The sequence below is a fragment of the Rhodococcus sp. IEGM 1379 genome (assembly GCF_030056815.1).
Lineage (GTDB): Bacteria > Actinomycetota > Actinomycetes > Mycobacteriales > Mycobacteriaceae > Rhodococcus_F.
This window is the reverse complement of sequence record NZ_JASHKR010000016.1, coordinates 84,695-109,131: the sequence shown is the minus strand read 5'-3', so window position 1 is coordinate 109,131 and position 24,437 is coordinate 84,695. Positions and strand designations below refer to the sequence as shown.

General features: G+C 60.7%; 23 protein-coding genes and 2 pseudogenes. 10 read left to right on the top strand and 15 right to left on the bottom strand.

Annotation, left to right across the window (positions count from 1 at the left end):
• The coding region (locus QM600_RS12190; protein WP_283261714.1) for an MFS transporter at positions 1-1,103 on the bottom strand (1,103 nt) is incomplete at its 3' end.
• 165 nt (positions 1,104-1,268) lie between these two features.
• On the opposite strand from QM600_RS12190, the gene QM600_RS12185 reads away from it, so the two are divergent.
• Positions 1,269-1,952, top strand: coding sequence for a FadR/GntR family transcriptional regulator (locus QM600_RS12185; protein WP_283261713.1), 684 nt, complete (start codon positions 1,269-1,271; stop codon positions 1,950-1,952).
• Here the strand turns inward: QM600_RS12185 and QM600_RS12180 are convergent.
• A complete protein-coding gene (locus QM600_RS12180; RefSeq protein ID WP_283261712.1) occupies positions 1,946-2,905 on the bottom strand; it encodes a DUF1648 domain-containing protein in 960 nt (319 codons plus the stop codon). The genes QM600_RS12185 and QM600_RS12180 overlap by 7 nt on opposite strands.
• Before the next feature lie 10 nt (positions 2,906-2,915).
• The gene (locus tag QM600_RS12175) at positions 2,916-3,413 is read right to left on the bottom strand and encodes an SdpI family protein (RefSeq protein WP_283261711.1); all 498 of its coding nucleotides are present in this window, start codon (positions 3,411-3,413) and stop codon (positions 2,916-2,918) included.
• 102 nt (positions 3,414-3,515) lie between these two features.
• On the opposite strand from QM600_RS12175, the gene leuS reads away from it, so the two are divergent.
• Complete coding sequence (gene leuS, locus QM600_RS12170) at positions 3,516-6,389, top strand: leucine--tRNA ligase (RefSeq protein ID WP_283261710.1); 2,874 nt, start codon at positions 3,516-3,518, stop codon at positions 6,387-6,389.
• Positions 6,390-6,497: 108 nt separating this feature from the next.
• Here leuS and QM600_RS12165 read toward each other — a convergent pair whose 3' ends face one another.
• Together QM600_RS12165 and QM600_RS12160 are read right to left on the bottom strand one after the other, a co-directional pair.
• A complete protein-coding gene (locus tag QM600_RS12165; protein WP_283261709.1) occupies positions 6,498-7,757 on the bottom strand; it encodes a hypothetical protein in 1,260 nt (419 codons plus the stop codon).
• Between the two features lie 205 nt (positions 7,758-7,962).
• Entirely contained in the window at positions 7,963-8,196 is a 234-nt protein-coding gene (locus QM600_RS12160) for a hypothetical protein (RefSeq protein ID WP_283261708.1), read from the bottom strand.
• Between the two features lie 364 nt (positions 8,197-8,560).
• Between QM600_RS12160 and QM600_RS12155 the strand changes: the two genes are divergently transcribed.
• The 5 genes from QM600_RS12155 (at position 8,561) to QM600_RS12135 (ending at position 12,806) form a co-directional block, all read left to right on the top strand.
• Complete coding sequence (locus QM600_RS12155) at positions 8,561-8,935, top strand: nuclear transport factor 2 family protein (RefSeq protein ID WP_283261707.1); 375 nt, start codon at positions 8,561-8,563, stop codon at positions 8,933-8,935.
• Between the two features lies 1 nt (position 8,936).
• A complete protein-coding gene (locus tag QM600_RS12150; RefSeq protein WP_283261706.1) occupies positions 8,937-9,893 on the top strand; it encodes an alpha/beta fold hydrolase in 957 nt (318 codons plus the stop codon).
• A gap of 33 nt (positions 9,894-9,926) precedes the next feature.
• Positions 9,927-10,898 carry an SMP-30/gluconolactonase/LRE family protein gene (locus tag QM600_RS12145; RefSeq protein ID WP_283261705.1) on the top strand — a complete coding sequence of 324 codons (972 nt, stop codon included), beginning with the start codon at positions 9,927-9,929 and terminating at the stop codon, positions 10,896-10,898.
• Between the two features lie 97 nt (positions 10,899-10,995).
• On the top strand, positions 10,996-12,012 hold the full coding sequence (locus QM600_RS12140) for a Dyp-type peroxidase (protein ID WP_283261719.1): 1,017 nt from the start codon (positions 10,996-10,998) through the stop codon (positions 12,010-12,012).
• Positions 12,012-12,806, top strand: a complete 795-nt coding sequence (locus tag QM600_RS12135) for a family 1 encapsulin nanocompartment shell protein (RefSeq protein WP_283261704.1) — start codon at positions 12,012-12,014, stop codon at positions 12,804-12,806. Before QM600_RS12140 ends, QM600_RS12135 begins: the two co-directional genes overlap by 1 nt.
• Here QM600_RS12135 and QM600_RS12130 read toward each other — a convergent pair.
• The 8 genes and pseudogenes from QM600_RS12130 to QM600_RS12095 form a co-directional block, all read right to left on the bottom strand.
• Complete coding sequence (locus QM600_RS12130; RefSeq protein ID WP_283261703.1) at positions 12,795-13,118, bottom strand: SCO6045 C-terminal-like domain-containing protein; 324 nt, start codon at positions 13,116-13,118, stop codon at positions 12,795-12,797. The genes QM600_RS12135 and QM600_RS12130 overlap by 12 nt on opposite strands.
• Complete coding sequence (locus QM600_RS12125; protein ID WP_283261702.1) at positions 13,115-13,939, bottom strand: MbnB/TglH/ChrH family RiPP precursor modification enzyme; 825 nt, start codon at positions 13,937-13,939, stop codon at positions 13,115-13,117. The genes QM600_RS12130 and QM600_RS12125 overlap by 4 nt, the downstream gene beginning before the upstream one ends.
• Positions 13,936-14,814, bottom strand: coding sequence for a TIGR04222 domain-containing membrane protein (locus tag QM600_RS12120; RefSeq protein ID WP_283261701.1), 879 nt, complete (start codon positions 14,812-14,814; stop codon positions 13,936-13,938). Before QM600_RS12120 ends, QM600_RS12125 begins: the two co-directional genes overlap by 4 nt.
• Positions 14,811-15,713, bottom strand: a complete 903-nt coding sequence (locus tag QM600_RS12115; protein WP_283261700.1) for a TIGR04222 domain-containing membrane protein — start codon at positions 15,711-15,713, stop codon at positions 14,811-14,813. Before QM600_RS12115 ends, QM600_RS12120 begins: the two co-directional genes overlap by 4 nt.
• 5 nt (positions 15,714-15,718) lie before the next feature.
• Positions 15,719-16,513, bottom strand: coding sequence for a TIGR04222 domain-containing membrane protein (locus tag QM600_RS12110; protein WP_283261699.1), 795 nt, complete (start codon positions 16,511-16,513; stop codon positions 15,719-15,721).
• 83 nt (positions 16,514-16,596) lie between these two features.
• Positions 16,597-17,274: an SDR family oxidoreductase gene (locus tag QM600_RS12105; protein WP_283261698.1), complete on the bottom strand. Its 678-nt coding sequence runs from the start codon at positions 17,272-17,274 to the stop codon at positions 16,597-16,599.
• Between the two features lie 26 nt (positions 17,275-17,300).
• A pseudogene (locus tag QM600_RS12100) lies at positions 17,301-17,975 on the bottom strand (cyclase family protein); the annotation flags it as partial.
• A 48-nt stretch (positions 17,976-18,023) separates the two neighbouring features.
• Positions 18,024-18,425: pseudogene (locus QM600_RS12095) on the bottom strand (TIGR03668 family PPOX class F420-dependent oxidoreductase); the annotation flags it as partial.
• 60 nt (positions 18,426-18,485) lie between these two features.
• Between QM600_RS12095 and QM600_RS12090 the strand changes: the two are divergent.
• Both QM600_RS12090 and QM600_RS12085 read left to right on the top strand, forming a co-directional pair.
• Positions 18,486-19,487: a PHP domain-containing protein gene (locus tag QM600_RS12090; RefSeq protein ID WP_283261697.1), complete on the top strand. Its 1,002-nt coding sequence runs from the start codon at positions 18,486-18,488 to the stop codon at positions 19,485-19,487.
• A 447-nt stretch (positions 19,488-19,934) separates the two neighbouring features.
• Positions 19,935-20,330, top strand: a complete 396-nt coding sequence (locus QM600_RS12085) for a hypothetical protein (protein ID WP_283261696.1) — start codon at positions 19,935-19,937, stop codon at positions 20,328-20,330.
• A 16-nt stretch (positions 20,331-20,346) separates the two neighbouring features.
• Here QM600_RS12085 and QM600_RS12080 read toward each other — a convergent pair whose 3' ends face one another.
• On the bottom strand, positions 20,347-21,087 hold the full coding sequence (locus tag QM600_RS12080) for a YoaK family protein (protein WP_283261695.1): 741 nt from the start codon (positions 21,085-21,087) through the stop codon (positions 20,347-20,349).
• Between the two features lie 70 nt (positions 21,088-21,157).
• On the bottom strand, positions 21,158-22,768 hold the full coding sequence (locus QM600_RS12075; RefSeq protein WP_283261694.1) for a TRAP transporter large permease: 1,611 nt from the start codon (positions 22,766-22,768) through the stop codon (positions 21,158-21,160).
• 288 nt (positions 22,769-23,056) lie between these two features.
• Between QM600_RS12075 and QM600_RS12070 the strand changes: the two genes are divergently transcribed.
• Complete coding sequence (locus QM600_RS12070) at positions 23,057-24,436, top strand: MFS transporter (RefSeq protein ID WP_283261693.1); 1,380 nt, start codon at positions 23,057-23,059, stop codon at positions 24,434-24,436.
• Position 24,437: the final 1 nt, after the last annotated feature.

Genomic DNA, 24,437 nt, shown 5'->3' with positions numbered 1-24,437 from the left:
CACAGCAGCGTCCCGATGATCGACAGCTCGATGATGGCCGTCTGCATTCCCTGGATCGTGATTGCAATGCCCGCGAGAATCGACGGTATCGCCAAACCTGCGTAGCTGACGGTGAAGAAGGCGGCCAGAATTTCGCCATGGCTTTCGCGTGCGTGTGCTCGCGCCGCCGCATTGACTCGTTTCATTCCGCCGGCGAAGACCAGTCCGTGACCGGCGCCGACTACGACGGTAACGATACTCAGCAAGACGAGACTCGGAACAAGGTCGACTACGAGTAACCCGATCATCCCGAGAGCGAGAATTCCGAGTCCGACGATCGTGGACGTCCGTGGGTCCATCCGGCTACCGCCGAGTTGAGCGATCACCGAGCAGATCATCACCAGCGCGGCAGCACCTCCGGCGAGCAGAAGATTGTCGATGTTCAACAGGCTGGTCATCCAGGACGGCACTACAGATTGGAAAAGACCCACGGCTCCCCAGCACAGTGCGACGGCAAGCGAACTGAGCCAGAACGTCTCCCGGATGACTACGGGAACGTGAGGAATCTGGAAGAAAGTCTTGGGGCGTGTGCCGTACCCGGTCCGAGGAAGCAGTAGTAGCACGATCAGTGCCGGAACGAATGCGACAAGAAAAATCAGGTAGGGCAGTCGAAGGGGTTGGGGAAGGTACTGCGCGATCGCGCCCGAGACGAGCGGCCCGAGCGCACCGCCCAGTGCTCCGGTCACTGTGGAGACGAGAGCTGCTCGACGGTGGTCGAACTTCGGTTCCTGTTCCACCAACGCGGCACTGCCCGCCGCACTGGCAGCGCCCACCGCGATTCCCTGAGCGATTCGACCGACGAACAACCACACCGTCGCGTCGGCGAATGCCAGAACGAGCGTGCCGACGACGCTCAACGCGAGTGCGGCCAGCAGCACCGTGCGCCGGCCGAGAGCGTCGGAAAGCGGGCCGAAGAACAGCAGCGCCGGTACCAGTCCCGCGACATAGACGCCGTAGATGAGTGTCTGGATGGTGGGCGTGAATCCGAATTCACTGCGGTAGAGCCCATAGACGGATGTGGGCATGTTCGCGCCGAGAAGGATCACGGTGAGGACATAGCCCACGCCGTAGAAGTGTCGGTTCGTGTGACGTGTGTGGTCTTCGGTGGCGACAGCTGTCGTGGACGTGGGAAGCCCCTCCTCGGATTCACGAGTAGTTGAAATACATGGGTCGTCCTACGTATCGTAGGTGAGTGGATCGACTGGCGCGAATGCTGTGAGGATGAGCAGATGACTGTGGTTCGCAAGGAATCGGCGTATGAACAATCCCTCGATTGGATGCGGGCACAAATCGCCGACGGTTCGTGGACCGTCGGAAACCGCATCCCCACCGAGCCGGAATTGATGAGTGTTCTGGGGGTCGGCCGGAATACCGTTCGTGAAGCGATCAAAACGCTGACGTCAACCGGTGTCCTTGAGATCAGGCGCGGATCGGGCACTTTCGTGCGGGCGCGGACCGACATCGGTGGTCTGCTGGGAAAGCGCACCGCTGTCGACGAGATGAAGTATGTCTTCGAAGTCAGGCGTGCCCTCGAGATCGAGGCTGTTCGATTGGCGTGCGATCGACGTACCGACGCGGACGTCCGGATACTTCGCGAGTTAGCCGAGAAGCGTGACGTCGCTGTCGAAGACTTCGCCGATGTTGATCTCGCGTTCCACACCGCTGTCGTGAATGCTGCCCACAATCCTGTCTTGAAGGATCTGTTCGCTGGAATTCTCGAGACGGTTCGTGCCACGTACGACGTGACGGAAGGTGTTCACCCCCCGTCGTTGACATCGTTCCATCATCGCGAGGTTGCCGACGCCATCGCTGATCGGGACGTCGACCGAGCGCGAACCGCAGCCTGCGGCTACCTGGAGAAAACGCAGGAAGCGATCGGGTCAGGTTCGGCCGGAGGTTGCGAACCTTATTGAGTTCGGGCGGCGGCCAGGCGATTCAGGGCCCCGGCCATGTCTTCGGCTTTCGGTGTGGTGATGGTGAGCCGGTCGCCACTGGCAAACGTGATGACCACAGCGGGCCCGGTGCGCGTGACGATGCCGTAGTTGCGTCGCCCCTTTTTCTTGAGGCCCCAGCCGCCGAAATCGGTGAACGGTTTGATCTCGGCGACCTTGGCGTCCACAACCTCGTCGGCGTCGTACTCCATCGCGCGCATGCCCATGTTGACGACGGAGATGCCGCTCTCGTCCACCGTGACGCGAAAGCGTACGAGGCTGACAAGGAGCAGTGCGAGCGCTGCGAACATGAACAGCGACCAGTACGAACCCATCGACAGGCTTAGGAGTACGCCGGGTACGAGGGTGATCAGCGCGAGGATGGCCGAACCCTTGGCAGAGAAGCCCACGTCGTCGGAGATCGGTAGTGCAGCGTCGCTGCGTGGGAGCGCGGGTGAGGGCATTCCGGAGGCTTGCTCGTGGACGCGGTAGTCGCGCAGTGTGCGGGCGCCCAGGTAGCCGAGCGCGCCGCCGATCAATGCACCCACACCGATGGACCAATACGGCAGTGAGGTCGTGGACGGATCTACGACGTCGAGTTGGTTGTACAGCAGCGCAACATTGACGGTGGTGATCAATCCGACGATGCCGAGTCCGGTAACCAGCATGAAGCGCCGCATCATCAGCATTGCCGGCGCCAGAGCCGCAACTGCGCTGAGTCCGCCGCCGAAGAGCAGCGTCAGAAGCGCGACGGTCCACGCGTTGGCGGTGGGTGTCGAAAAGCCGTCGGCCGACGTGGTGGTCCAGTGCGTGGCAATTTTCTCAGGCAGGCGGTCTTCCCACATTTTTGTGAGGACGACGCTACCGAACGCGCACAACGCGGGAATCAGGATGCCGAAGATTGCTCCGGCGGGGTCAACCACGCGATGTTTCACGTGAATCAATTCACTTTGCCGGTAGGCAGGCGCCCTTGAGTGAGCAGGCGCCGCAGGAGGACTCTCCGCACTCCGACGCAGCTTCCTTGGCAGAGGCTGCCGCCTTGGCTACTGGCGTTTGGTCGACAGCAGAGTCGGTGTGTCCGCAGTTGCAGTCGTTGCCACAGCCGCTCGGCTCGGGCATTGCAGCGGCGGCGCGGGCGCCGATGGCTCCACCGGCACCGGCAGTGAACAATGCTGCGACAACTGCGACGAGGGCGATACCGAGACCCATGGCCACGCTCATCGTGAGAGCAGCGATGCCGCCGATGACGAGAAGTCCGGCTGCAGCAGCCATCGTGGGACCGGCGACCTTGTTGGCCAGGCCAAACGATTCTTCGCTACGCAGGGTGTCCGGGGTACGGACACCGGCCCAGCGGTTACGCGGGAGCTTGCCGATCAGGCCGGCGACAGCGACTCCGCCGACGGCAAGAGCGAGCACGAACAGCACTACAGCAACAATGACCACCCATACAGGATAGGTGCGTGTGGAGTTGCCCGTATGCCCGGGTGGTGAAGGCTCTACCCTGGTTAACGGTATTTAACGTCAGCCAAGTAGATAGCGACCACAGTGACCGAGTCTTCGCAGTCCCCCGATTCACCAGTCGACGCCACCCCGCAGCACCGCTACTCCGCGGAGCTTGCCGGCCAGATCGAGCAGCGCTGGCAGGACCGCTGGAGCGAGGAGGGCACGTTCAACGCGCCCAATCCGGTCGGTCCGCTGTCCTCCCCCGAGGGCGTGCCCGCCGACAAGCTCTTTGTCCAGGACATGTTCCCGTACCCCTCGGGTTCGGGTCTGCACGTCGGCCACCCGCTCGGATATATCGCGACGGACGTCTTCGCGCGCTACCACCGCATGCAGGGCCACAACGTGCTCCACACCCTCGGCTACGACGCCTTCGGGTTGCCGGCCGAGCAGTACGCCGTGCAGACGGGCACCCACCCGCGTACGACGACCGAAGCGAACATCGCCAACATGCAGCGCCAGCTGCGACGCCTGGGCCTGGGTCACGACGAGCGTCGTAGCCTCGCGACGACCGATGTCGATTTCTACCATTGGACGCAGTGGATCTTCCTGCAGATCCATGGCGCTTGGTACGACAAGGCTGCCGGTAAGGCGCGTCGTATCTCGGAGTTGGAGGCTGAATTCTCTTCGGGTGAACGAGCTTTGGAAGACGGCCGCGATTGGGCGGCGTTGACCGTTGCGGAACGCGGCAAGGTTCTGGACTCGTACCGCCTTGTCTACCAGTCTGATTCGATGGTGAACTGGTGCCCCGGTCTGGGTACGGTGCTGGCCAACGAAGAGGTGACGGGTGACGGCCGCAGCGAGCGTGGCAACTTCCCCGTCTTCCGCAAGCACCTCCAGCAGTGGATGATGCGGATCACCGCGTACTCCGACCGCCTGGTCGACGACCTCGAGTACCTGGATTGGCCGGACAAGGTCAAGGCCATGCAGCGCAACTGGATCGGACGCTCGTACGGAGCTGAAGTTACCTTCACTGCCGGCGACTTCGGCATCGACGTATTTACGACGCGTCCCGACACGCTGTTCGGTGCCAGCTATGTGACGTTGGCTCCCGAGCATGACCTGGTGGACAAACTGGCTGCAGCCGAGTGGCCGGAAGGCGTCGACGCTCGTTGGACCGGCGGCGCCGCTACCCCGGTGGAAGCTGTTGCGGCATACCGCAAGTCCATCGCTGCCAAGACCGACCTGGAGCGTCAGGAAAACAAGGAGAAGACCGGCGTCTTCCTCGGTACCTACGCGGTCAACCCCGTCAACGGCCACAAGGTGCCCGTCTTCATCGCTGATTATGTGTTGACCGGCTACGGTACCGGCGCCATCATGGCTGTCCCCGGACATGATCACCGTGACTGGGAATTTGCGACGGCATTCGGGCTCGATATTCTCGAAGTTATTCGGTCGAGCGCAGCGAGGGGTGATGACGCTGTCGGCGATGTTTCGGAAGCCGCCTATACAGGTGACGGCGCGCTGGTGAACTCCGACTACCTCGACGGTCTGGATGTCGCCGAGGCCAAGGCGACCATCATTAGCAAGCTCGAAGAAGCCGGACACGGTAAGGGCACCATCCAGTACAAGCTGCGCGACTGGCTCTTTGCGCGTCAGCGTTACTGGGGCGAGCCTTTCCCGATCGTCTACGACGCTGCCGGAAACGCGCACGCTCTGCCGGATTCGGCTCTGCCCGTGGTACTTCCGGAGGTCGAGGACTACGCCCCCGTGTCCTTTGACGCGGACGATGCCAACTCCGAGCCCTCTCCCCCACTGAACAAGGCCACCGAGTGGGTCAACGTCGAACTCGATCTCGGTGACGGACTGCAGACCTACCACCGCGACACCAATGTCATGCCGCAGTGGGCGGGCAGCTCGTGGTACCAGCTGCGCTACATCGACCCCACCAACCAGGACACCTTCTGCGATCCGCAGAACGAGGCGTACTGGACCGGTCCGCGTCCGGAACTGCACGGCCCCAACGATCCCGGCGGAGTTGACCTCTACGTCGGTGGCGTCGAGCATGCAGTGCTGCACCTGCTGTACTCGCGTTTCTGGCACAAGGTGCTCTTCGATCTGGGCTACGTCAGCTCGAGCGAGCCCTACCGCCGCCTGTACAACCAGGGCTACATCCAGGCCTACGCGTACACCGATGCTCGTGGCGTCTACGTGCCGGCCGAAGAGGTCGTCGAGCGTGACGGCAAGTACTTCTACGACGGCGCCGAGGTCAACCGCGAGTACGGCAAGATGGGCAAGAGCCTCAAGAATGCCGTTGCGCCGGACGAGATTTGCGCCGAATACGGTGCCGATACCCTGCGCGTCTACGAGATGTCGATGGGTCCGCTGGACACCTCGCGTCCGTGGGCGACCAAGGACGTAGTCGGCGCTGCGCGCTTCCTTCAGCGTGTATGGCGCGTCGTCATCGACGAGGAGACCGGCAAAGCCCGCGTCACCGACGAAGCGCCCGACGAGGCAACGTTGCGTGCACTCAACAAGGCAATCGCCGGCGTCAGTGAGGATTACACGGCGCTGCGCGACAATACGGCTGCTGCCAAGTTGATCGAGTACAACAACCACCTCACCAAGGCCTTCCCTGGTGGCGCCCCCCGCGCTGCTGTGGAGCCGTTGGTGCTGATGCTCGCTCCCTTGGCTCCCCACCTCGCGGAAGAGCTGTGGTCGCGCCTCGGACACGCGGAATCCCTTGCGCACGGCCCCTTCCCTGCCGTCGAAGAGAAGTGGCTTGTCGAAGACACGGTCGAGTACCCGATCCAGGTCAACGGCAAGGTGCGTAGCCGCATCAGCGTCCCGGCTGATGCCGATCGCAAGGCTGTCGAGGAAATCGCTCTGGCAGACGAGAAGATCGTCGCTCTGCTCGAGGGCAACGCTCCCCGCAAAGTGATCGTTGTTCCCGGCAAGATGGTGAATATCGTTTTGTAGGGGCAACGCCCGTGTAACTGAGGGGCACTGCCCCGTGTGCGCCGTTTTGGTAGTTCCCACTACCGAAACGGCGCACAGCCGTATCTGCGGCTTATGCATCCGTGCTTGTCAGGCCGGTTGCAACTCCCACCCGGTTGTGAGGTCATACAGGAGATCCGGCAATCGGGGAATCAGCCGCCCCCGCGCCGACATTTCTGTAAACGGATTCGCGAGTATCGCCTGCGTCTCTCGTGAATGTTGTTGTACTGCAGTGATATAACTGGGAGCCAGCTCGTCGGCAATGAATGACCATCGCGGTTCCCGATCAGCCCAGTTGAAGGCAGGAAGCGGCGCCGTCACCGCTGTCCTCGCTCCTGCCAGATTCACGGTCACCTCAATCGGTGCGTAGGTCCCGGGTGCGGGAGTACCTGGTACAGCAGGCTTTCCGGCTACGGTAGTGACGTAGGTGAGAACTCGCCCTATGCTGCCGCGCCCCTGTGTCGTGGTATCCCACTGATCTGCGATCACCTGATTTTGCTCTCGCGACGCCATTCGGATCAGGGCGTCGGCGAGACTGTCGGGAGTGCCCTCGGAGATGCCTTGCCAGGCCTGCGAAATGTTGTCGTCGAATAGTCCGGCTCGTTCGAACTCTTCGATTCCCTTGCTGCCCAGTGCGATATAGGCCTCATGCATCGGAACCAGATCCATGAAGATGTGCTTCTGCATGGTGAGGAGTCGTGTGACGTACCAATCGATGTCTCCGGAATCGGTGTGTGGTCCTTGTGTGATCAGGAGTTGGAGGTCGGATGGTAGCGGGCTGGTTGTTCCCGGAGGGAAGGCTGCGACTACCCCGGCGGCCGCGTCGGCAAGTTGGTGGACGCCGTTGACGCTCAGAATGGTGGACGCATCGCCCAGGTCGTAGAAACCGGAAGCGAATGACACACCGGCCAGGCCGGCCATTCCGGACCAATACAGTTCGGGGTGGGCGTTGGTCATCCGCAGATAGTTGACATAGACATCGTCGATCGTAGTTCGGTTGGCTGCCAGTCCGCGCTGGGGATCCCAGTTCGCCAGTTCGATATTCGCATTCTCCGCCCCGACGACAAGCCAGTATTGGCGCAGCAGGGTTGCGTAGCGACTGGGGTCGATACCGGAATTGCGGGCTGACGACAGTGCGGACTTGAGTTCGGAACGATCAAGCGGCAGTGTGGGATTCAATCCTCCAGCGCTGGTTCCGTCCTGATTGATCTCGGGAAGGTCGAGGTATTGGGACTCCGTAGGCGCTGCATGAGCCTGCGTAGTGGCCGTCGTTGCAAGGATGACGCCAGCCAGAACGGATAAGAGAATACGAAAGCTGTTGAACCTGAACCTGTTGAACGTAGTGAGCACTGGATCTCCCTAGGTTTCCAGCGCAGCAACTATCGCCTGACCAAGGGCAATTTGTCCAAAATTGTTATCGGTCAGGCGATCTCGTCAGGATGCTGGAGTGACAACGTTTGTGGTCAGTTTTCACTGTGGAGGGCCACGAGTCAATAGGTCGGCAATATTCGTGTGTGACCGTGCCAAAACGCTGGAGAGTCCAGTACGTGGTGCCTCACGGCACCCAGAACGCTTCGGTTCCTGCGATGAGCTCCGAGGCCATTGTCATCGAGGCGGTGACCAGGCCGGGGTCGGTGACAACGCTGTGCAGTCCAGTGCGATCGAGGGTTGCGACACCTGATGTGGCGGTAGAAATATTGGTCCGGTGAATCCAGTAGAAGTCGTCTGGGTAGGAGGTGGCAACGGGAGGAAGCGTCACGGTGCCGGGTACCTCGCCGGTGATTGCCACGGGATTGACAGCGCAGAATGGGATGAACCCGTTACAGAGCCAGATGTGGGCATTCCAGACAAGTGGTATCTGAAACGTGCTGGTTGTCGGCTCGGCTTGGCTGACTCTTGGGCTCAGAGCCAGCGGAGCGGCAGCCAGACTGGCGGCGACGAGTAGTGCGGCGAGGCAGTGACGAAGCGATCTCAGGGAGTCCGTTCCTACGTGAGACAGGCGTCTGACGCATGTGTTCAGAGCGGGTCCCCGAAGTTCTGTCCTGTTAATCACCGAGTCGGGATCCGAATGGGTGAGGCGAATCGGGTTCGGTAGTCGAGGTCCCTGCGCTATCCTCACGAATAGAACCTGTTCTAACTACGAGGGGTATTTCATGGCACCGTCCGCAGAAGCAATTCGTAAGACCGTCGAGGCATACATGAATGCCGTTGCCACCGGCACTGCCGACCAGGTTGTCGCGCTGTATGCCGAAGGCGCGACGGTCGAAGACCCGGTGGGCACCGATGTGCGCACAACCCGCGAGTCGATTCACGAGTTCTATTCCGTGATCGAAAATTTCGACCAGGAAGCTCATCTCGAGACCCTGCGCATCGCGGGCAATGAAGCCGCATTCCACTTCTCGCTCATCACCAAAATGGGTGACAAGCGGTTGACCATCGCGCCCATCGATGTCATGACTTTCGACGATGACGCGAAGATCACGTCGATGCGCGCCTTCTGGGGCCAGGAAGACATGATCCAGAGCTGATATGACTCTGAAGGCGATTGACGTCGACGGATTCCGTTGGCAGCTGGACGATTCGGGTTCGGGGCAAGCCGTGGTGATGTGCCACGGCTTCCCCGGTCTCGGGTACAGCTACCGGCATCAGTCCGCGGCACTTGCGAATGCCGGGTTCCGGGCGATTGCGCTCGACATGCCTGGTTACGGTGGAACGACGCGGCCAAGTGTCATCGTCGATTACACCAATGATGCTGTGGCAGAGCGTATGATTGCGCTCCTCGACGCCCTGGAGATCGACAAGGCCGTGTTTGTCGGTCACGATTTCGGGGCTCCTGCTGCCTGGACGACGGCGCTGCGATACCCGGAACGTGTTGCGGGACTGGTCTCCTTGGCCGTGCCGTATGCGCCGGATCGATTTCCGGCCCGGCCTTCCGTGATCTACGCGTCGATGGCGGCCAAACACTTTCTGCACATTCACTATTTTCAGGAACCGGGTGTGGCCGAGCGAGAACTGGACGCTCACCCTCGCGAATTCTTGCACCGCCTGTTTTTCGCGCTTTCCGGTGAATATCGGTACCTCGACGTCTGGAAGAACCCGTCCGAAGGCAACGGCTACCTGGACGTACTTCCGGAGGCTCCGCCGCTGCCGTGGTCGTGGCTCACCGAAGAAGATTTCGATGTGTACGTAAAGACTTTTACTGCAACAGGCTTCACTGGTGGTTTGAATTGGTACCGCGCGTACGACGCGAACTGGGAACGTAGCGAGGACTTGAACGGCGCTCACATTACGGTTCCGACGCTCTTCGTCGCCGGTGCCGAAGACCCGGTGATTGCCATGAGCGGACCGAAGGCGTTGGTGCGTATGAAGGAAACCGTGCCGGACCTGCGCGGCGTCCATCTCCTCGACGGTGCGGGGCACTTCGTTCAGCAGGAGCGTGCCGACGAGGTCAGTGAACTTCTGGTGGAGTTCGTGCGCAGTCTCTAGGCGAATCCTCGCAAAAGGTCTACGGTTGCCACAATGCACACCAGGATCTTCGACCGCGGTATTCGTGTTGGTCTCACCGGAGCGCTTGTTGCCGGTTCGCTGCTTACTGGTTCGCTTCTTACGCTGGGTGTTTCCGGTGCCGGCGCGGCGCAACTATGCCCAGGTTCGTCGCCGGCAATTCTCAGCGCACAGATTCCCGGTGCCGCCCTCGAGGGAGTCACCGTCGACGGGCAGGGCCGTCTGTATACGACGGACTTGGTGAGCCGACAAATCTTCCGCGTCGACGCTCCTGGTCAGGCCGCAGTTCCGATCGCGACGGTGCCCGGTGGTGCCGGCGCGCTCGCGTGGAGCCCCGACGGTTCACTGCTGGTGGGAACAGGAACCAATGCGGGGGTTCTGATCGGCGATCTAACGCGTCAGGCGTCCGTAGCCCGGGTTGATGTCAATACCGGCGCGGTTACGCCGTTTGCAGGCGGTTTGAGCGCCGCAAACGGCTTGGCAGTGGCACACGACGGAACAATCTTCGCTACCAACGATTTCGGTTCACTGATCGGCACAGTGAGTCCGAACGGTGCCGTCGACCCGGCGTGGGCGAATCTTCCGAGTGCAAACGGTGCGGCGTTGAGTTCGGACAATCGCTGGCTGTACGTCTCGCGTACGTTCGCCAATCCCGGAGTCAGCCGTATTTCTGTCGACAATCCGGGGTACTCCGAATCGTTGGTCGATCTCGGCGGACTTGAAACCTTTTCTGCACCTGACGGTTTGACGCTCGATTCTTACGATCGTCCGATCGTCCCGACGGATATCAGTGGCGAGGTGTGGCGCATCGACGGGCCCGGCCAGTACTGCGCGCTTACCAGCGGACTGCAAGCATCGAGTGTGCTGACGTACGGGCGCGGCACCTCAGGTTTTGCGGCCGGGCATCTCTACCGCGCCGGGTTCGACGGCCGGATCTACGAGATTCCCGCCGGCTTCGATTCGCGGGCGCAAGCTGCGACGCCTTGATCGTCCGCTGCATCTAGTGTCCACATCGTCCATACTGAGGTGCATGGCGGAAACGAGTGCAATCGATGAGGCCCAGACAACCCTGCCTGCAACGTCAATGCCGCCGATACCGCAACCCCTGCTGACTCCTCTCACCGAAGCCGCGATCTTCCTCGTTTTCACCATCGACGAGGGCGGTGAACAGGCAGTTCACGACATCCTGGCGGATCTCTCCGGCCTGCAGCGATCCATCGGATTCCGGGTTCCGGCGGGCGGGTTGGCTACCGTCGTCGGAATCGGCTCGGACGCGTGGGACCGGCTGTTCGAAGGGCCGAGACCAGCGCAATTGCATCCATTTATCGAATTGACCGGCGACAAGCATCACGCGCCCCGGACTCCCGGTGATGTGCTGTTCCACATTCGTGCCCGGCAGATGGACCTGTGTTTCGAATATGCGACTGTTGTGACGAACCGATTGGCCGGGGCGGCGACGGTGATCGACGAGGTGCATGGATTCAAGTACTTTGAGCAACGCGACCTGATGGGCTTTGTCGACGGAACCGAAAACCCCTCCGGGCAAGCAGCATTCGTTGCCGTTACGATCGGTGACGAAGACCCCGAGTTTGAGGGCAGTAGTTATGTCATCGTACAGAAGTACCTCCACGACATGTCCGGGTGGAACGCGCTGCCCACCTCGGAACAGGAAAACGTCATCGGGCGTTCAAAACTCGAGGACCTCGAGATGGACGACGAGACAAAGCCGTCCAACGCCCACACCGCGCTCACGGTCATCGAGGACGAGTCCGGACAGCAGATCCAGATCCTGCGCGACAACATGCCGTTCGGCCACGTCGGATCTGCTGAGATGGGCACGTACTTCATCGGGTATTCGGCGGCGCCGACCGTGACCGAGCAGATGCTGACCAATATGTTCATCGGAAACCCGCCCGGAAACACCGATCGGATTCTCGAATTCTCTACTGCTGTCACCGGAATCAACTTCTTTGTTCCGACGGCGGATTTTCTGGACGATCCCCCGGATCTACCGACTCGCCTTGTGCCCGAAGCGAAGTTCACAGCGCCGAACTCTGACGGTTCTCTCGGAATCGGCAGCCTCAAAAGGAGTGACTGGTAATGACAAATCTGCACCGCGATCTAGCACCCATTTCGGCAGCAGCATGGGCCGAGATCGAGGAAGAAGCCAGCCGCACCTTCAAGCGTCACGTGGCGGGCCGACGCGTCGTCGACGTCGAAGGTCCGGCGGGAGTTGATCTAGCCTGCGTTGCGTTGGGTCATCAGATTCCCATCAGCTCACTCGCAGACGGTGTGATTGCCCATGCCCGCCAGTCGCAGCCGATCATCGAACTGCGGGTGCCGTTCACGGTCAGTCGCCAGGCAATCGACGACGTCGAGCGTGGCGCAAAGGATTCCGATTGGCAGCCGGTGAAAGATGCCGCGAAAAAGATCGCGTTTGCCGAGGACCGCGCTGTATTCGAGGGATACCCGGCCGCGAACATCACCGGTGTTCGCGCTAGCGGATCCAACCCTGAACTGGCGCTGCCCATCGACGCGAAGGACTATCCGGAGGCCATCAGCCAGGCGCTCACATCCTTGCGCTTGGCCGGCGTCAACGGGCCGTACTCGTTGCTGCTCAATGCCGATGCGTTCACGCAGATCAACGAGACCTCCGATCACGGCTACCCCATCCGAGAGCACATACGACGCGTACTCGACGGCGACATCATCTGGGCGCCGGCTATCGACGGTGCATTCCTGATGTCTACTCGCGGTGGGGATTACGAGCTGCATATCGGGCAGGACCTGTCGATCGGCTACCTGTCTCATGACGCAAACTCGGTGGAACTGTACTTCCAGGAATCGATGACGTTCCTGATGTACACGAGTGAAGCTGTTGTCTCACTTACGTAGTAGACGCTGATACCAGGTCCGGCGAGTCAGCTCACCGATCTTCAAGGCGCGTATGTGTGCGGCAAACGCTTGCGCGTCGGCGTATGACGATGTCTTCGGCCGCCCGGTTGCCCAGGCCGTGAACAACCCGAGGTAGCGATCGCCGAGAGTGTGGCGCACCATCGGAAGGTGGTGTGCCACTTCTCCTGCGCGTTTGCGGATCAGTGCCGCAGATGTCACTGCAACGGCCTCGGTATCGAACCCTGATGGCAACGGGCCGCCAGCGACCAGGGCGAGCACCAGTGCCTCCTGACGCTCCTCGAGGCTGCTCATATGCGTGACCAATCGGTACCCGCGGTGATGCGGACAAGGCCTGCGGCGTCGGCGATGGCGTCGAGTTCGTCGAGCAGTTCCAGTGCCGGTGGGTAGTTGCCGTCTCGCTCGAGCATTACTGGCAGGTGATGCCCTTCCGCGGTGAGGTGATTGAGCAGTTCCAGCACTTGCTCAGGTACCGGATCGGTGTGGGTGTCGTGATACTTGCCGTCGCGTGTACTGCCACCCGCGATGTGGCAGTATGCGATCCGTTCGAGCGGTAGTCGATACAGTTCCGTCCACGGATCACGCTGACGGTTCAGTGCATTGGCGTACACGTTGGCGATGTCGAGGACCAGATGGACGCCGGTGCGCTCGATCAACTCGGAGAGGAATTCGCCCTCGGTCAACTCGTCGTCCGGCCAATCGAAGAGGGCCGCGATGTTCTCTACTGCGAGGGGTACTGGCAGGCAGTCCTGCGTTCGAGTGATGTTGCGAGTGAGGACTTCTAACGCTTCGTATGACCGCGGCAGCGGCAGTAGATGCCCGGCCTCGATGCCGCCGGCGCGGACAAACGCGAGGTGTTCACTGACAATCGGAGCGTCGAGCACCCCGGCCACGCGGGCCAGGTGATCGATGCGACGAGGATCCAGCATCTCGGTACCGCCTAGAGACAGTGAGATGCCATGGGGGATAACCGGAACAGCAAGTCGTTCCAGTTCGAGTGGCGCCTCGTTTCCGACGGATTCTGCGATCACTTCACAGAATGCGAGGCCGTCCAGTTGCGCGATGATCCCTGAGATTTCCGGGCGCCAGCCGATTCCCAGACCTTTCAGAGTCATCCCCCGCATCCTCCGCCCCCGCCGCATCCTCCGCCCCCGCCGCATCCTCCGCCTCCGCCGCTACAGTTGCCGCCGCTGGAGCCACTGCCGACTACGCCTATTCCCGCTGCGGCGGCTAGCGCTGGATCGATCATCAGGAACGCAGATCCAGCGAAGAGCGCCACAGACATTCCCGCCAATCGTGGTCCGTATGCGGCGAAGGCAGGTTTGTTGCGCGGAGCCAGGTAGGAGTGCGACCGGGTGAGCTCCGAGCGGGCCGCATTGCCTGAGGTCGTGCGTTCGAAGTTCAGCCCGAGGAGCGGGATGCTGAAGCTTGTGACGAGTACGGCGAGTACCAAGAATTCGACAGGCTTGTCGTTGTACAAACCGAACCCGATTCGGGTGATTCCTACGGCTACCAGGATTTTCAGTGGCAGCGTGGAGCGCTGAATCGAGCGTCTGGTGTTCGACGAAGTCAGGTATCCCCGGTCCGCCAACGAGTTTCGTAGTTGTGCCGTTTCCACGGTCATTCGCTCGGCCAGTTGGCGTGGACGACTGGGTAGGGCTTGCTCGGCCAGTCGTTGGTAGACGGTTCGGGTATACCAATCGAGTGTGGCATCTGCCGGGTTCAACGGTCGCAGCACAGCCCCATCGACGGTGATAAGGCCGGCGCAACGCAGGATCGCCAATGATGCTGCGATGGAACGGGACTCGCTTGTGAGGATGCCGACTTCGGGTGGTGTCAGCTGATCTGCGGACTCACTTTCGTACCGGCGCGCTCGAATTGTCAAACGCCACATGAGAGTCAGGGCGATCAGCGCGAGTGAGACGGCGATGTAGCCGTCGAGGAAGTCCTCACTCGGGATTCCCCAAGTGTCGGCTGAATCGGTGTTCATCCTCCACACCCCCCGCCGCCGCAACTGCTGCTACTGCTGTTATCCGATCCGGAAGAAGATCCACAACTGTTGAAACTCGAGCCGCTGCCTCCACCGCCAGGACCGTACGCAGCACCTGTCGACAACGCTCCCGCTAACGCAGGATCGATCAGAACCAGTGCGCCGGAACCGAACAGGGCTGCAGAGAGGCCCGCGAGCGATGGTCCGTAGCTGGTGAAAGACGGCCGTAGTTTCGGGGAGAGATACGAATTCTCACGCTTCATCCGTCGGAGTTCCACATCGCCTAACGCAGTGCGGCGGCTGTTTCTACGCAAGAACGGAATCAGCACCGCGAGCACGATGATGGCCGTGAACAGGTAGCCGACGGGCTTGCCTCCCGTAATCCCGGCGATCAGACGGACTACTCCGATCACGATGACCACCACGATCGGGACGATCCGTAATGCCGCTCCCAGACCCCGCTGTGGTCGCTGGAGATAGCCGGCGTCGATCAACGACGTACGTAGTTGCGCGAGTGCAATGTTCAGCCGTCCCATCAGACGCACTTGCCGTAGCGGTACCTTTCCGTTGCCGAGCCGCTTGTGCACTGTGCGGGTGAACCAGTCGAGACGATTCTTGTCCTCCGGACTCAGTGCCAGCTTGGTCTTTCCGTCGGTGGTGATCAGCTCGGCACTGCGCAAGATCGCCATCGACGCCAGGATCGCCTGGTAATCGCTGGTCAGCGCGCCTACTTCGGGAGGAGTCAGTGGCGGACGGACTGTGTCGACAGCGCTGGGGGTGCGGCGAGCCAGAATTCGGCTGTACAGAGAGAGCCCCACTGCGACGGCACCAGCCAGTAGGTACCACTGCAGAAAGGTCTGACTGGGGATTCCCCACGTGTCGGCTGCATAGGCGCTCATCCCGCTCACCCCCCACCGTGTGCGCTGCTGGTAAAGCTGGAGCAGCTCGACGGTGAAGACTCGCTGCCGCATCCGGGTGACCAGGCGGCCTGGCGGCCAGGTCCGAACAGCGCCGCGGCGATCTCGGCCGACATCGGTCCGTACGTCGCGAAAGACGGTCGTGAGCGAGGTGACAAATACGAATATTCGTCTGCCAGCCTGCGTAATTCGGCGTCACCGAAACGAGTGCGTCGTCGCAGTCGTAGGAGCCGTGCAGCAGCGATCGCGAGTGTAGCGACGACTAACGGCAGGTATCCCGCCGCGTTTCCGTTCACGAAGCAGAATACGATCCGGAAAACTCCGACAATGATGACGATCACTACGGGCAATCGGGACAGTCTGATCAGACTACGGACGCGGTTCCCATTCAGATAACCGTCCCGCACCAGTCCACTGCGTAGTTCCAGCAGCGGCAGCGAGAGTGTGGACACCAGCTGTGACGGCGCCACCACCCCGCCGCCGTTCTCGACCCGCGCACGGACTATGCGAGTGAAGCGGTCGCGGTGGCCCGCAGTGCTGCCTTCTGCCACAGCCGCCTGTACTGCCCGGAAGTCGCTGGTGAGGACGCCCATTTCCGGCGGTGTCAGTGGACGCGGAGTCGGTGCGTGCTTTCGCGTCGCCGCGCCTCTGATCAGCAGCGAGATTACCAACGCGCCGGAGGCAGCGACGACGTACCACTGCAGGAATGTCTCGGGGGATACTCCCCACGTATCCGTATGATTATGTATCGTGCACCGCCTTTCAATGGCATTGTCGGACAACTGATGTCAGTATCCGGATGGCTTTCGACAAAGCGAGAACAGGAAGGTGATCGTCATCATTCTGTTACCCGTGTGCAGGCGTTTTACCTTCCGGTGGGCCGGAGCACTATCTCCGTCGGATGGGCGTCAGCGGGCGTTTCAACGGCCGTGCGCACTGCTCGAGCGACGGTAGAGGCCTTCAGGAAGCGCGCCGAATCGTAATCGCCCCCTTCACCGTCCACTATCGCGCGCTGCATATCGGTATCAATGCGCCCGGGGTGGATGGACGTCACGCGCAGCATCGGCTCCTCGAGCCGCAGAGCGTCGCCGAACGCACGGAGCGCGAACTTACTAGCCGCGTACGAAGCCCAGCCGGAGTTGGCGCGCAGCCCGGCACCGGAGTTGATCAGCACGACATGGCCGCCCGCTGCGCGCAATGTGGGAAGGAGAACCCGCGTCAGTTCGGCGACGGCAATGACATTGGCTTCGAAGGTGCGGCGCCACTGGTCGACGGAGGATTCTTCGATGGTGCCGAGGTCTGCAATACCGGCGTTGTGAACGAGGACGTTCAGATTATCGATCGAGCGGGCAGCGGCAGCTACGGCGTCGTAATCGGTGAGGTCGACGGGCCAGGGCGTCGATCCGGATAGTTCAGCCGTTATCGGCTCGAGAGAGCGTGCGGACCGTGCACCCAGCAGCAGGTTGTGCGTGGGCGCGAGTTCGCGCGCAATGGCAGCTCCGAGGCCGCGGCTGGAACCGGTGATCAAGGCAGTAGGACGCATTCGCCCAGCCTAGCTAAGTAGACGTCCTAGCCAAGCAGTGCGTAGATCGACGCTGGCGATCCCGAACCGCCCCGATTGACGGTGCCGCCCACCAGTATGTGGGCTCCGGTAGTGGGTAGCGCGCTCAGGTTGGTGAGATTTTCCAGGCTGATGCGGTGCTCACCGTACAGAAGCTTGGAGACCGCGTAACTGCTGTCGGTGCCGGCGTCGGGACCGAAGGTATCGATACCCAGTGCGCCCTGTCTGCCCAGTCGGCCGGAGGCGAGGAGCCACTGAACAGCTTCGATACCGAAGCCTGGCTGATGGCACACGCCGGAAGTGTCATTGTTGGCGTAACTGTCTGTGCCCCAACAAGATTCCCAGCCGGTCCACGCGATAATGGCCGACCCGTTCGGTATGCGTCCGTGCTGCGATTCCCACTCTTCCAGATCGGCGACAGTGAGGACATAGTCGGCATCGTTGCCCGCCTGCGCTCGTACGTCGATCTTCACTGCCGGTAGATGGAGATCTGCCGGATCCAGTTGATCCGCGGTGAGGCCGCCGATTTCGAAATGTGCCGGTGCGCCCCAATGTGTTCCGGTGTGCTCACCCTGCTTCACGTACTGCAGGTAGTAGCCGTCGGCTTTGATGGTTGCAGCGGTGTCCAGTGTAAATTTCGGGTCGCCGGGAAAGATAGGCGTCGTAGCTGGGTCGTTGACGTGCGATAGCGAAACTATGCGACGTATCTCGCTGATGATGTTGCCGGGCAATGACTCCCATGATGACCATCGTAGGTTTCGGACGGCGATCACCTGGCCGTCGGGACGGGTGTCGACGTACTGCGGGTATTTTCGGGCCAATGCATCGATCGCTATTTCTGCCCCGGGCGTTCTTGGTTCGAGTATCTCTGCCTCCCCGTCCGCCCGTACCCACCAGAGCTGAGACCAGTCGTCGTCGTAACGATCGACCAACAGACTGACTCGCGGGTTCTGCGCGATATTTCGGAGCCGACGAAGCGCTGTGGTGGTTTTCGGTTTGTGGTCCACACAGGAATAGAGGGTGTCTCCGACCACCACGAACACGAGCGGCACGATGTGTGGAACTCCATCGGCGTCGGAAGTGGCCAAACTTGCCACCCGCGCGGCGGCGAATCGTGCTCTCGGATCGTCCATAACCACAGCGTAAAGGCATTAAGGGTTGCCGCAAGAGCCTGGTGACGGAACAGTGGACCCATGGAACCGGGTGAAGCGCTTCGTGAGATCGCATACTGGCTCGAACGATCGCGTGCCGAAACGCACCGGGTGAAGGCCTACCGCCGGGCGGCAGAGGTTTTTGCGGGGCTGTCGGACCACGAGAAGGAAGCGCGTCGCAAAGCCGATAGTTGGAAGGCGCTCACCGGGATCGGACCCAAGACGGCCACCATCATCGCGCAGTCTTACGACGGGGTGCCCGGCTATCTGGCGGAGTTGCGAGGTGAGGCCCAGCCGATTGGTGACGGCCCGTTACGTCAGGCATTGCGCGGCGATCTTCATACGCACTCCGATTGGTCGGACGGCGGCAGTCCGATCGAGGAAATGATGCGCCGAGCGGCAGCGTTGGGCCACGACTACTGCGCGCTCACGGACCACTCACCGCGTTTGACGGTTGCCAATGGGCTCTCGGCAGACCGCCTTCGCGCTCAACTCGACGTTATTGCCGGGCTCAATGCGGAGTTGGCGCCGTTCCGCATTCTCACCGGAATCGAGGTGGACATCCTTGAGGACGGCTCGCTGGACCAAGACCCGGATCTTCTCGACGAGCTCGATATAGTTGTTGCGAGTGTGCATTCCAAACTCAGATCCGAATGCGACGCTATGACGCGCAGAATGCTTGCTGCAGTGTGTAATCCGCGCGTCGACATTCTCGGCCACTGCACCGGTCGCCTCGTCGAAGGTGCTCGCGGCACGCGCCCGGAATCGCAGTTCGATGCAGAAAAGGTCTTCGAGGCGTGCCGTGAATCTGGTACTGCCGTCGAGATCAACTCGAGGCCCGAGCGTCGTGACCCACCGTCCAGGTTGATCGAGCTGGCACTTGAACTGGACTGTCTCTTTTCTATCGATACCGACGCCCATGCTCCCGGCCAATTAGCGTGGCAGGGTTACGGCTGTGAGCGGGCCGAGAAATGTGGCGTCGACGCCAATCGGGTAGTCAATACTTGGACGGTCGATGCCCTTCTTGACTGGGCGGATAACTGAGAGTGCTGAAAGGCAGAAGACTGTTTGTGCTCATACTGGCTGCCGTTTGTGCGGTCGGGGCCCTCTTTGTTTACCCTTTCCTTGCTGATTCGGTGTCCTTCACACCGCCGGATGCAACTGTGCTCGAGAAAGCTGACTGTACTGGCAGTGAAGTTATCGAACAGCTCGCCGGTGTGGAGTTCTCCAGTGTCGAGCAGTCTGCCAGGAAACCTGGCTATCCACCTCGGTCATTCGATCCCGTGGCTCTGGTCCGCTGCGAGCTCGGCGAAGATTCTTCGGGTGCAACGACTCTCGATACTGTCCGTTTGGCAGGCGATCTTTCCGGCCTGGCCATCACGCCCATGTGGGTTGCAAGACGGACCGCTGGAGTCGATCCAGGCTCTGCACGAGGTGGGGCGGGAGCAGGTTCAGGAGGTATTGAATCCCCCTGGTAGTCCCGGTGTTTGTATGGCAGTCAGCGAAACATTCGAGGCGAGAACCGTCGATGATGTCGAGCGAGACACAACCCGCGTCGAGGATGGGCATGCGAAGTTCGGTAGTGCGATTGCCACTCCGCTTGACGACGTCGGACGGCTGAACATTTGTAGGTATGACGGGGCGAGTGGATTGTTCGAATCTGCAGTGAGGTTGACGCAGAAGGAAAGTCGCGACTTCACTCGAATGCTGGCAACCGCGCCGGCGGCGCCGCCCTGCGATCTGGGCGCTACTCGAATGGCGTCGACTACTTTGATGCGTGCTGATGGTTCGGGTGGCACGCCGGTAACTCTGGAACTGGACGGGTGCAGACGAGCGCATGTCGGTGGTGCATTTCGGTCGGTACCGGAATCAGGGATTCCAGGGTAAGTGGATTGCAGTTGCTTCAGCCCTGATTCTCGGACGACCGAACTCGGATATCGTGGGTCAGGTATCGGTGGCCGATGAATGTCACGCCGAGGGTGATGACGGCACCGATCAACAGTGCGAGCGCAACATGGACGAGCAGGAGCAGCGCGCCGATAATTGCGCCGACAAAAATAGTGACTACGGCGCCTACGCGTCGGTTCCACCACGCGGATCCGGATCCGAAGAACGACTCGCTTGCGAGCGATGTCAGCGTCGATGTCACCACTACGGTCGTCATATCCTTCACCGCGAGAGCCCTTGCTACTGCAGCCTGTTCGCCCATGACCAGGGCAATGACCGCGGCGAAGGCGACCTGCTGGATTTTCGACATGTTGTCGCCGACCACGAACATTGTTATGGCTAGTGCCAGGAGAACCAATCCGCCTGTCGCGAACAATGTGGTAGTGCGGGTGTGCCAACCTTTGGGTGAACTGCGGAGTGCCAGCCCAGACACGCAAGCGCCAAAGGTGAAGGCAATCAACGCGATTACCGGTCCGAGGACGGGGAGTTCGTCTGCACCGGCTACGGCCATGCCCAGTATGACGATGTTGCCGGTCATGTTGCCGGTGAACACTCGGTCGAGGCCGAGGTAGCCGACCGCGTCGACCAGGCCGGTGACGAAGGTCAAGGCCATCATCGTTGCAACGCCGATGTTTTCGTGGTTCGAACCTGCGCGAGTAATTGTGCTGGTTGATTTTCGTGTGGCCGAGAGTGTCATGGGATTCCTGAAAATACAGTTGCGGCTGTGAGCGATACGTCCCCAGCCGCAACATTCGGACGTGCGGTTTTCAGAATATGAGAACCGAAACGATGGTCATCAGTACCAGCCCTGAACAGACAGGGATGAAGCACTTGCGGGCGAGTTCGATCACCGAGACTCTGGCGAAACCTGCTACTGCGATAAGGGAGGACCAGGCGACGAGAGTTCCTCCGCCAGACCAGATATTGCCCATCTGGCCAATGGCAGCGAGAGTTGCCGGATCCATGCCCACTGCTGGTCCGAGCGCACCGGCCAATGATCCGGTGAGCGGCAGGCCGCTGAATCCCGATCCTTCGAGGCCCGCGATCATGCCGATAATCAGGATGCCGAACGAGGTGACAAAGGGATTCTGAGGCAGGTGGGATTGGGCGGCGTTCACGAGATCGAAGAGAAGCGTCGGTGCGGTCACATCTGCTGGCAACCCGAGGATTTTCGCGGAGAAATCTCCGTTGCCGATGAAGAAGAATCCAGCGATCGGAAGCACGATTCCCATTGCTTTGAAGGCGAATACAAGCCCGTCGACAAGATGTTCCGATGTGGTTTCGAAAAATCCCTGCTTGTCGTTGGTCGCGGCGGCGGCGAACAATATCAGGGCAGCGATTCCGCCGACCATGGCCGCAGCGTCACCACCTTTGAGGTCCGGAACGAGGCTGGTGAACTTGCCGACGAGTAAGTACACGATGAACGCCAGATATGCGGCGGGCACGAGGAATGCGAATGTCCGTGCAGCTCGGATGCTTTTGAATACGTGATCGATGGTTGCTTTCGCCGACAGATCTGTAGTGTCGACACGTTCGACCACGGACACTGCGGCTGAAGATCCTGATGCCGCAGGTATGTTCAGTTGGGCGGCCATGACATTACCGGCGCCACTTCCGGACGGTGATGTGGTACCTGCGCTGTTTCCGCCACCACCAGAGTTGTTGTCGTCATGGGATTTACGTCCGATTTCGAGCCCAGATTGAGATTCCCATTCGGTGAGGAGTTCAGGTGCCGGAGTCCGCATATTGCGGCGCTGTGTGAACCAGGTGATGATCAAAGCGGTGAATCCCACGATCAGTGACATGACCAACGCGCGGTCGGCAACAACGTCCGGGTCGACGCCGGCGGCAGTTGCAGAGAGTCCTGGTGCAACTTTGATGATGTAGTCGGCGGAGAGCGCCATACCTTGACCACAGATGGCAATGGACATACCGACTGCCATGGGCGATAGGCCTGCGCGGATGGCGACCGGAATCAGCACTGCTCCGATCAGCGGGACTGCCGGTGTAGGCCAGAAGAACAGCGAGATCAAATAGGTTACCGCGGCCAGAACGAGGAAGCTGCTGGTACCTCCTCGCATCACCTTCCGGAAGGGGGCAACCATGAGGCGATCGGCGCCCATTTGACGCAACGCCCCGAGCATCGCGGTGACCAAAGCGATGATCAGGAAGATGTTGAACAGCTCTTTGGCCGCGACGAGGCTGGCATTGAAGATCGATGCGAGGCCGGTGACGAGACTTCCCGAGAAAACGAATGCTGTCAGGAACGTTCCCAGAACTGCTGGTACGACGATGTTCTTTCGGAACATCATCGTGGCGAGTATGACGAGGATGCCCGTGAGGTACACCCAATGTGCGGCAGTGAGATTTACTTCCACGTTGCGCCCCTTGTGAGTTCGTGCCAAAGTCGCGATTACTGATTGAGTGATAGTGCTCGGGGTGTTTTCGTGGGTCAACGGCCAGTCTGCACAGCTCCAGTCGAGCATAGATGTGCAATATGCCCCACGTCAGATAAAGCGGCATCTGGTTGTGACCATTATGTTAAGAATTGTTGCGTAGCAGTAGCTTTCGGAAACCCATACCTCGCGTAATAAGGTTAACCTTACCTAAATATGAAGTCTCAGTCGCACCTTCTCTCGCGTGCACAATGGAAACGGATTTAACTCATGAGCACAACTACAGGCGCAACCCGATCGGGGGCCGATTCACGAGTCGACCAGGGTACCTCGCCCGCACTCGCTGCGTTGTTGGTGGGCACGTTTGTCGGGACGGTGAGCAACAACATCGTCAATGTTCCGCTCACCTCGATTCTCGTCGATTTCGATGCCCCGTTGACCAGTGGAATCTTTGTAGTTGTCGGGTTTCTGCTGACCTTCGCGGCGACGATGCCTCTCGCGGGGTGGGTTGGCGATCGTTTCGGGCGCCGACGGGTCTACTGCGCAGCGTTGATCGGCACTGCCGTCTGCTCACTGGGTGCATCGTTGGCGCCGTCGCTCCCCGTGCTGGTGGTGTGGCGATCCCTGGGGGGTATTGCTGCAGCGGCATTCGCACCGGCCGTTATGGGCCTCATAGCCTGGCTTTTCGGACCGGCGCGGCGAGCCCGCGCAGTCGGGGTCTGGGCTGCTGTGAACGGAATCGGGCAAGCGATGGGCCCCTCGCTTGGTGGTGTGGTCAGTGACCTGCTGGGTTGGCGCTGGGTATTTGTGCCCCTCATTCCGGTTGCACTCATCGGCTATGTCGCCACGATGAAATGTATCCCTCGATATCCCGGGAAGAAGATGCATCTGGACTGGGTCGGTGCGATCTCGCTGACCACCGGTGCCGCGACGATAATACTCGGAATCTCTCTTGCTTCACGCGGAATCCGAAATGGTTGGCTTAGCGGCCTTCTCGTTGTTGCCGGGATCGCGTTGGTGGCACTGTTCGTGGTCTGGTGCACAAGGGCGACGAATCCATTCGTACCTATCGACCTGGTAATCGAATCGCGATTCCTGCGTAGTTCACTTGCAGCGTTCACGCAGATGTTCGCACTGGGTGCCGTATTGCTTGCGCTACCAGTGTTTCTCACTACGGGCGGAAGTTCCACGACCCAGGCAGGGCTGGTGCTCTTTGTGCTCCCGGTGTCGATGACCATCGCCGCGCCGGTCGTCGGATATTTTGTCGACAGGTTCGGTGGCAGGATGATCATGCGGTCCGGGCTCGCACTCCTGGTTGCCGGCCTGTGCACTCTCGCAACGATTCTCCAGCTCGACGTAAGGAACGTGTGGTCGTTGGGCGCAGTCCTGATCGTGATCGGAATCGGAATTGCCATGGTCCAGACACCGGCGGCAGCTGGATCCACGCGTTCCCCGGCAGGCGCGGTGGGTACTGGTCTCGGTTTGTTCAACCTCATTCGTTTCGGTGGATCGGCTGTCGGTGCCGCGTGGGTGGGAATCGCCGTCAACGTGATGGACCGGCCGTTTGCGTTGCTGTTCGGGGTATCTGCGGTCGTCGTAGTGGCGGGGCTTGCGGCCAGCTTCGTCGGTGAAGACCCTGCGGGGGCATGAA